Origin of the sequence: Nocardia asiatica NBRC 100129 (assembly GCF_000308415.1) — a bacterium.
In the GTDB taxonomy this organism is placed as follows: domain Bacteria; phylum Actinomycetota; class Actinomycetes; order Mycobacteriales; family Mycobacteriaceae; genus Nocardia; species Nocardia asiatica.
Genome location: NZ_BAFS01000192.1, coordinates 1 through 7,472, shown reverse-complemented (window position 1 = coordinate 7,472; position 7,472 = coordinate 1). Strand labels below are relative to the sequence as shown.

General features: G+C 67.5%; 6 protein-coding genes and 1 pseudogene. 5 read left to right on the top strand and 2 right to left on the bottom strand.

Going from position 1 to position 7,472, the window contains the following annotated elements:
• The 5 genes and pseudogenes from ON27_RS18460 to ON27_RS18440 all read left to right on the top strand — a co-directional run.
• Positions 1 to 196: pseudogene (locus ON27_RS18460) on the top strand (1-deoxy-D-xylulose-5-phosphate reductoisomerase); the annotation flags it as partial.
• Positions 197 to 363: 167 nt separating this feature from the next.
• The gene (locus ON27_RS18455) at positions 364 to 1,566 is read left to right on the top strand and encodes a M50 family metallopeptidase (protein WP_043728766.1); all 1,203 of its coding nucleotides are present in this window, start codon (positions 364 to 366) and stop codon (positions 1,564 to 1,566) included.
• A 151-nt stretch (positions 1,567 to 1,717) separates the two neighbouring features.
• Entirely contained in the window at positions 1,718 to 2,872 is a 1,155-nt protein-coding gene (gene ispG / locus ON27_RS18450) for a flavodoxin-dependent (E)-4-hydroxy-3-methylbut-2-enyl-diphosphate synthase (protein ID WP_043728762.1), read from the top strand.
• Between the two features lie 64 nt (positions 2,873 to 2,936).
• Positions 2,937 to 3,800, top strand: coding sequence for a GNAT family N-acetyltransferase (locus ON27_RS18445; protein ID WP_083887654.1), 864 nt, complete (start codon positions 2,937 to 2,939; stop codon positions 3,798 to 3,800).
• A 74-nt stretch (positions 3,801 to 3,874) separates the two neighbouring features.
• The gene (locus tag ON27_RS18440; RefSeq protein WP_051046747.1) at positions 3,875 to 5,662 is read left to right on the top strand and encodes a penicillin-binding transpeptidase domain-containing protein; all 1,788 of its coding nucleotides are present in this window, start codon (positions 3,875 to 3,877) and stop codon (positions 5,660 to 5,662) included.
• A gap of 223 nt (positions 5,663 to 5,885) precedes the next feature.
• On the opposite strand, the gene ON27_RS18435 is transcribed toward ON27_RS18440, so the two are convergent.
• Positions 5,886 to 6,875: a hypothetical protein gene (locus tag ON27_RS18435; protein WP_043728755.1), complete on the bottom strand. Its 990-nt coding sequence runs from the start codon at positions 6,873 to 6,875 to the stop codon at positions 5,886 to 5,888.
• Positions 6,876 to 7,014: 139 nt separating this feature from the next.
• Positions 7,015 to 7,472, bottom strand: a 458-nt coding sequence (locus tag ON27_RS18430; protein ID WP_043728753.1) for an IPT/TIG domain-containing protein, incomplete at its 5' end; no start/stop codon positions are given.

The window sequence follows — 7,472 nt, the reverse complement described above, 5'->3', positions numbered from 1 at the left end:
GGTGTACAACGCCGCCAACGAGGTCGCGGTGCAGGCATTCCTCGACGGCGCCATCCGCTTCCCCGAGATCGTGCGGACGGTGGCCGCCGCGGTCGAGGCCGCCGAGCGCTGGCGCGCCGAACCGGAATCGCTCGACGAGGTGCTCGCCGCGGACCGCTGGGCGCGCGAGTTCGCCGCCGCTCGGGTGCGCGGCTGACCCCGTTCGGCGCCGGATCGGACTCGCCAACCCACGGCGTCCTGGCACACTGAACACACAGGACGGACCTGTGTCCGGTTAGGGTGAACAGAGTGCTCGCGGCCAGGAGCGGACGCGTGCGTGCGGGATGTCAGAGCTGGCGCAAGCGCAGGAGGGCTGTAGAGCAGATGGTGTTCGCGTTGGGATTCGCGCTGTTCGCGCTCGGCATCACGGTGTCGATCGCGCTGCACGAATGTGGGCACATGTGGGCCGCCCAGGCGACCGGAATGAAAGTGCGCCGGTATTTCATCGGCTTCGGACCGAAGATCTTCTCGTTCCGCCGCGGCGAGACCGAGTACGGCCTGAAGGTGCTTCCGCTCGGCGGCTTCTGCGACATCGCGGGCATGACGGCGTTGGACGAGCTGCGGCCGGAGGAACTCGATCGCGCCATGTACCGCCAGGCCACCTGGAAGCGTCTGCTGGTCATGTCCGGCGGCATCGCGATGAACTTCGTGCTCGGTTTCATCCTGATCGTGGTGCTGGCCGTGGGCTGGGGCCTGCCGAGTCTGGAGCAGCCGGCGCCGACGGCGCTGGGCGCCATGAGCTGTGTCCGCAGCGAGCTTCCCGGCAAGGTTCAGCAGGACTGCTCCGGGCTGGGTCCGGCGCAGCAAGCGGGTCTGCAGCGTGGCGACGTGGTCACCAAGGTCAACGGCGTTGCGGTCGAGACGTGGCAGCAATTCGTGGTCGAGACGCAGAAGGCGACGGGGACCATCACCTACACCGTCGAACGCGACGGGCGCACGCTGACGATCCCGGTGACGCCGGAGCGCGTGATGCGCTACCCGGACGACGGCGGTCCGGGGCGTGAGGTCAGCGCTATCGGAGTCGGCCAGGATTACCGTGGGCCGGTGCAGTACAGTCTGCTGCCGGCGATTCCCGCGTCGATCGCGTTCACGGGCGACCTCGCGGTCGAGGTCTTCAAGTCCCTGTTGCAGATGCCGGCCAAGGTCGTGGACTTGTGGGAGGCCGTGACGGGCGGCGACCGCGATGCGAACACCCCGGTCAGCGTCTACGGAGCCAGCCGTATCGGCGGCGAGAGTGCTCAGGCGGGCCTGTGGCAGGTGTTCGTGATGATGCTCGCCAGCCTGAACTTCTTCCTCGGCGCGTTCAACATCCTGCCGCTGTTGCCGCTGGATGGCGGCCACATCGCGGTGGTGGTCTACGAGAAGATCCGCAACACCGTGCGTGGCTGGAAGGGCCTGGCCCCCGGTGCGCCGGTGAACTATCTGAAATTGCTGCCCGTCACCTACGTGTTCGTGGTGATGGGCGGCGCGTACATGCTGCTCACCCTGGCCGCCGACATCGTCAACCCGATCAAACTGTTCCCTTGAGCCGGGCCGGTGGCCGGGCGATGCGGTTCGCCGCGTAGTCTGGCGTGGTCACCGGGGAAGCCTTGTCGTTGCTGTCACAGGGTGGGCGTCGTGCGCCAAGGCTAGACTCGGCACCGAACCGGCCGGACACGATGAAAGTAGGCAGCCGAAGGTGACCAGCACAATCGGATTGGGGATGCCGACCGCTCCCGCGGCAGTGCTCGCTCCACGGCGTAAGACCCGCCAGTTGATGGTGGGCAATGTGGGGGTGGGTAGTGCGCACCCGATTTCGGTGCAGTCGATGACGACGACCAAGACGCATGATGTGAACGCCACCTTGCAGCAGATCGCGGAGTTGACCGCGTCGGGGTGCGACATCGTGCGGGTGGCGTGTCCGCGTCAGGAGGACGCGGACGCTTTGGCCACGATCGCGCGGAAGTCTCAGATTCCGGTGATCGCCGATATTCATTTCCAGCCGCGGTATATTTTCGCCGCGATCGATGCCGGGTGCGCGGCGGTGCGGGTGAATCCGGGCAATATCAAGGAGTTCGACGGCCGGGTGGCGGAGGTCGCCAAGGCCGCGGGTGCGGCGGGCATCCCGATTCGTATCGGGGTGAATGCTGGTTCGCTGGACAAGCGGATGATGGAGAAGTACGGCAAGGCCACGCCGGAGGCGTTGGTGGAGTCGGCGTTGTGGGAGGCGAGCCTGTTCGAGGAGCACGGCTTCGGCGATATCAAGATCTCGGTCAAGCACAACGACCCGGTGGTCATGGTGGAGGCCTATCGTCAGTTGGCCGCGCAGTGCGATTATCCGCTGCATCTGGGCGTGACCGAGGCGGGTCCGGCGTTCCAGGGCACGATCAAGTCGGCCGTCGCCTTCGGCGCGCTGCTGGCGGAGGGGATCGGTGACACGATCCGGGTGTCGCTGTCCGCGCCGCCCGCCGAGGAGGTGAAGGTCGGCGGGCAGATCTTGCAATCGCTGAACCTGCGTCCGCGCAAGTTGGAGATCGTGTCGTGTCCTTCCTGCGGGCGTGCGCAGGTGGACGTGTACACCCTGGCCAACGAGGTGAGCGCCGGTCTGGAGGGCATGACGGTGCCGCTGCGGGTGGCCGTGATGGGCTGCGTGGTGAACGGCCCGGGTGAGGCGCGTGAGGCCGATCTGGGCGTGGCTTCGGGCAACGGCAAGGGCCAGATCTTCGTCAAGGGCGAGGTCATCAAGACCGTTCCGGAGGCTCAGATCGTGGAGACGCTCATCGAAGAGGCGATGCGCATCGCCGAGGAGATGGGTGCGGACGCCGCCGGCGAACCGGTCGTCACCGTCGGCTGAGCCGCCTACCACGGCTTTCCGCGGAGACGTACCGCATCGCGCCGGTTCGTGGCAGGCTGTGATCGTGCGGAGTCTGCTGGAGCCGGCGCGACGGGCCAAATACGCCCCTGCGCGGCAGCTCGCTAATCGGGATCTAGCCCAGGTGCTACGTGTGCTGGATGCCGATCCGGTGGCCTCCTGCATGGTCGCGGCCCGGTTGCAGGAGTTCGGTCTGGACGCTCGGTGTGGGCAGGGCGAACTCTGGTCCCGGGGCGGTCCCGCGGAGTCGCTGTGTTTCTCGGGTGCGAACCTCGTTCCGCTGCTCGGCGACCGTGACGCGCTGCGCGCATTCGCCGATCGGGCGATCCGGTGGCCGCGGATCTGTTCCTCGGTGGTGGGCCGCAGGGAATTGGCGTTGCCGCTGTGGGAGATGCTGGCCGGGCACTGGGGCCCCGAACGTGAGCTACGCGGGGAACAACCGTTACTCGCGCTGGCCCAGCCGCCGCTGGCCACACCCGACCAGGAAGTCCGCCGCGTGCGACGCGACGAACTCGACCGCTACCTCTCGGCCGCGATCGCCATGTTCATCGAGGAGGTCGGCGTCGATCCGCGGGCGGGTGACGGCGGCCGTGGCTATCGCCGCCGCATCCAGAGCTTGATCGAATCCGGCCGTGCCTGGGCCCGTTTCGAGGACGGGGAAGTGGTGTTCAAGGCCGAGGTCGGCTCGCTGTCCCGGCGCACCGGTCAGATCCAAGGCGTCTGGGTGCATCCGGACCATCGCGGGCACGGGCGCGGCACCGCAGGCACCGCGGCGGTCGCGAACGCCGTGGTCGCCTCCGGCCGCACCGCGAGCCTGTACGTGAACGACTACAACGCGATCGCCCGCCGGGCCTACAGCCGGGTCGGGTTCCGGCAGATCGCCACCTTCGCCACCGTCCTGGTGGACTGACCGCGCCCGCGGGCACGACGAATCGCGGAGTGCCGCAGGCATTTGCCCGTCGGTGACCACTAGCATCGGTGCCGATGTCGACTCGGATGATCCTCGCGCTCGCCGCCGCGGTCCTGACCGTGGCCGCGGCCGGTTGCGCGAGCCGGCCGCAGGGACCTGTGCCCGCGGCGGACGCGTTCGTCAAGGCGTTCGCCGAGCACCGGGTGAGCGCGGCCGCGCAGTTCACCAATCTGCCGGAGCGGGCGAGCGGCGCACTGCGTTCGGCGTGGGACCAGCTCCAGGCCGAGCAGCTCACCGCGCGCACCGGCGCGGCGCGGGTGACCGGTGACACCGCGACCGTCGACTACACCTACGAGTGGCGGCTGCCGAAGAACCGGACCTGGAAGTATTCGGGCCAGTTGCAGATGGGCCGCAGTAACGGGCGCTGGATGGTCCGCTGGACCTCCTCGAACATCCACCCGAAACTCGGCGACACCCAGACCATGGCGTTGCGGTCGAATCCGCCGCCGCGATCGCGGGTCAACGAACAGTCCGGCAGCGACGTGATGGTGCCCGGCAAAGTGTCCCGGGTCGCGTTCGCAGTGGCGGACGCCGCCGATCCGGCGACGGTGGCCACCGCGCTGGCCGCCGCGCTGCATCGTTTCGACCAGTCGCTGACACCGCAGTCGATCCTCGACGCGGCGAAGGCGGCTCGGGGTACCTACACCGTCGCCCTGCTCAACGAAGCCGAATCCGGTCAGGTGATCACCGATCTCATCGGATTGCCCGGCGTCACGCTCACCCAGCAGTGGGATCTGGTCGCGACAGATCGGGAGTTCGCGCCCGATCTGCTCACCCAGGTGCGCAAGGCGGTGATCGCGGAGGTGGACGGCAAAGCGGGCTGGAGCGTGGTCACCATGAACGCCAACGGCGCCGACACCGATGTGCTGATGGAGGTGCCCTCGCAGCCGGCGCCGTCGTTCTCCCTCAGCGTCGACCGGTACGTGCAGATCGCCGCCCAGCGCGCCGTGCAGCCGCGGACCGAGCAGACCATGATGGTGGTGCTGCGGCCGTCCACCGGCGCGATTCTGGCGGTCGCGCAGAACAAGGCCGCCGATCGGGACGGGCCCATCGCGACGATCGGCCAGTATCCGCCCGGTTCGGTGTTCAAGACGGTGACCGCCGCTGCCGCCATGTCGAACGGTCTCGCCACACCCGACACGGTGCTGCCGTGCCCGAACCGGATCGTCATCGGCGAGCGGACCATTCCCAACTACAACATGTTCACGGTCGGCAATGTGCCGATGTCCACCGCCTACGAGCGGTCCTGCAACACCTCGTTCGCCAAACTCGCCAGCGCGCTGCCCGGTCGTGCCTTGCACGAGACCGCCGCGAAGCTCGGTGTCGGGCCGTCCTATTCGGTGGTCGGGCTGCCCACGGCCTCCGGTTCGGTGCCGCCCACCGAGGACCTGATCCAGCGCACCGAGGACGGCATCGGTCAGGGCCGAGTGGTGGTCAGCCCGTTCGGCATGGCGCTCATGGCGGCCACCATCGCGCACGGTTCGGCGCCCGTGCCCTACCTGATCACGGGACGGCCCACCCGGATCGACGGTGACCGTCCGGCTCTCGCGCCCGATGTCGTGGAAGGGCTGCGCGCGATGATGCGCAAGGTGGTCCTCGGTGGCACGGCGGAGCGCATCGCCGATCAGGGCGAGGTCTACGGCAAGACCGGGGAGGCCGAAGTCGACGGTGGGTCGCACTCCTGGTTCGTCGGCTTCCGTGGCGACATCGCCTTCGCCACGCTGCTGGTCAAAGGCGGAAGCTCCGACAATGCCGTCGCGGTGACACGGGACATGCTCGCGGCGTTGCCCGCCGGTTATTGACCCGCCTTCGCCGTTCCCACACGGGGACGACCCAGACCAGGAACTCCTGGTGGCGCGGCACGGTAGATCGCACCGCCCGAACCGATGTCGGTCGATAGTTCACCACTGTCCTCCTTCGTCGCGCTCGGACCGGAACCCGCCGCGAGGGCGGGAACCGATGCGTCCGCGCCGCCCGGACAGTGCTGACAACACTGTCCGGGCCGACGACGGGTGTGCGTACCTTTCATTTCCGCTCGGGCGAGGCGATCAGCAGATGCTCCAAACTGGTCGTCCGGTCCGAGTATTCGTCGACGCCGATGACCGCGACGAATTCGCGGTCCCCGACACGGTGCTGGAGCGAAAGCCACGAGTTGGCCAGATACCAGCCCGCTCCGGCGGTGCCGCGCGGGCCCAAGCCGCCGCAATAGAACCAGTAGCGATCGGGATGCTGATCCGCGTTCGGTCGCACTCGCGCGACGACGCCGATGTTGCGGTCGTCGTTCGAGTCGTACCGGCTTCCGTCGATCAGCTCGAGGCGCACCGCCGCCAGGCCGTCCTCCGCGCCGCTGTCATGGATGGTGAACAGCGGGTCGTCGACGATGTGCGCATACAACCGGGTGCAGTTGTTACCGCACAGCCCGAAACTGATGTAGGGGCGGTCGTAGTGGGTGACCATGTATCGGTCGCTACGGACCTCGGCCCGAATGCTGGTGTGGCGCTGCAGCAAGGAGAACATGTACAGCAGTCCGCGAAAATCGTTCTCCGCCACCACAGTGGGGATTTCGACGGGACGATCCGGGAAGGCACCCTCTTGCTTCCCGAATATTCGCCGCCGGGAGATCCCCGCCGCCCGCAGTGCGTCCACGGACGACCCGGTCAGCTCGAACGAGGGGTAGACCAGCGTAGTTCCCCTGGTGCTGGTCTCCACCCCGAGGAACGCCTCGAGCCGGACGTCGGTGCCCGAAGGCCCCGGTCCGAATGCTTGCGTGCCCGCCGGTGTCGAGTTGGCCATTTGGAACAATCCTTCAACTGTCCAGCCGGGGAACATCTTCTCGAGCACCCGGCAGTGATAGTCGCGCGGAAATCCGATCATGCGCCCGGACAGCCACTGGTAATACTGCGCTTTCGCCGGCCCATGCCCTGGGGGAATGGGCGGGTCCAGCTGCGCCGCGCACCGGTCGTACGCGACAAGGAAATCCGGATGACTTTTCAGATGCCGCTCCGCTAGCAGCATCTTCAATACGGTCGCCAACGAAAACCCCCTTACCCCTGCAGCCTCCCTCGACGGTGAAGAAGACTCTGTTGTATCGGCTCAACCGCAACGAAACTGGGCCGCCGGCAATAGCCTGCCGACGGCCCAGCCGCATCAGCCGTCAGATATAGATGAATGGAAGACCATTACTGGTTCCTCCGGAGCTGGTCGCGGTGACTTGCACCGTTCCCGTTCCGGCGGGAGTGACGGCGGTGATCTGTGTTGCGGAATCGACGGTGAACGAAGTTGCCGGTGTGCCGCCGAAGTCGACGGCCGTGGTGCCTGTCAGGTTCGTCCCGGTGAGGACGACTGTCGTTCCACCGGCCGCCGGTCCTACGTTCGGAAGCACGACCGCGAGGGCCGGAACCGGAATGTAGGTGTAGGCGAGGCCGTTGCTGGTTCCGCCGGAGGTGGTGGCGGTGACTTGCACCGTACCGGTCCCGGCGGGCGCTACGGCGGTGATCTGGGTCGGTGAGTCGATCGTGAACGAGGTCGCCGGTGTGCCGCCGAAGTCGACCGCGGTCGTGCCGGTCAGATCCGTCCCGGTGAGGACGACGACCGTTCCGCCCGCTTCCAAAC

Coding starts and splice junctions, on each gene's coding strand:
- ON27_RS18440 (WP_051046747.1), top strand. CDS start 3,875: ATGTCGACTCGGATGATCCTCGCGCTCGCCGCCGCGGTCCTGACCGTG.
- ON27_RS18435 (WP_043728755.1), bottom strand. CDS start 6,875: ATGCTGCTAGCGGAGCGGCATCTGAAAAGTCATCCGGATTTCCTTGTC.
- ON27_RS18455 (WP_043728766.1), top strand. CDS start 364: ATGGTGTTCGCGTTGGGATTCGCGCTGTTCGCGCTCGGCATCACGGTG.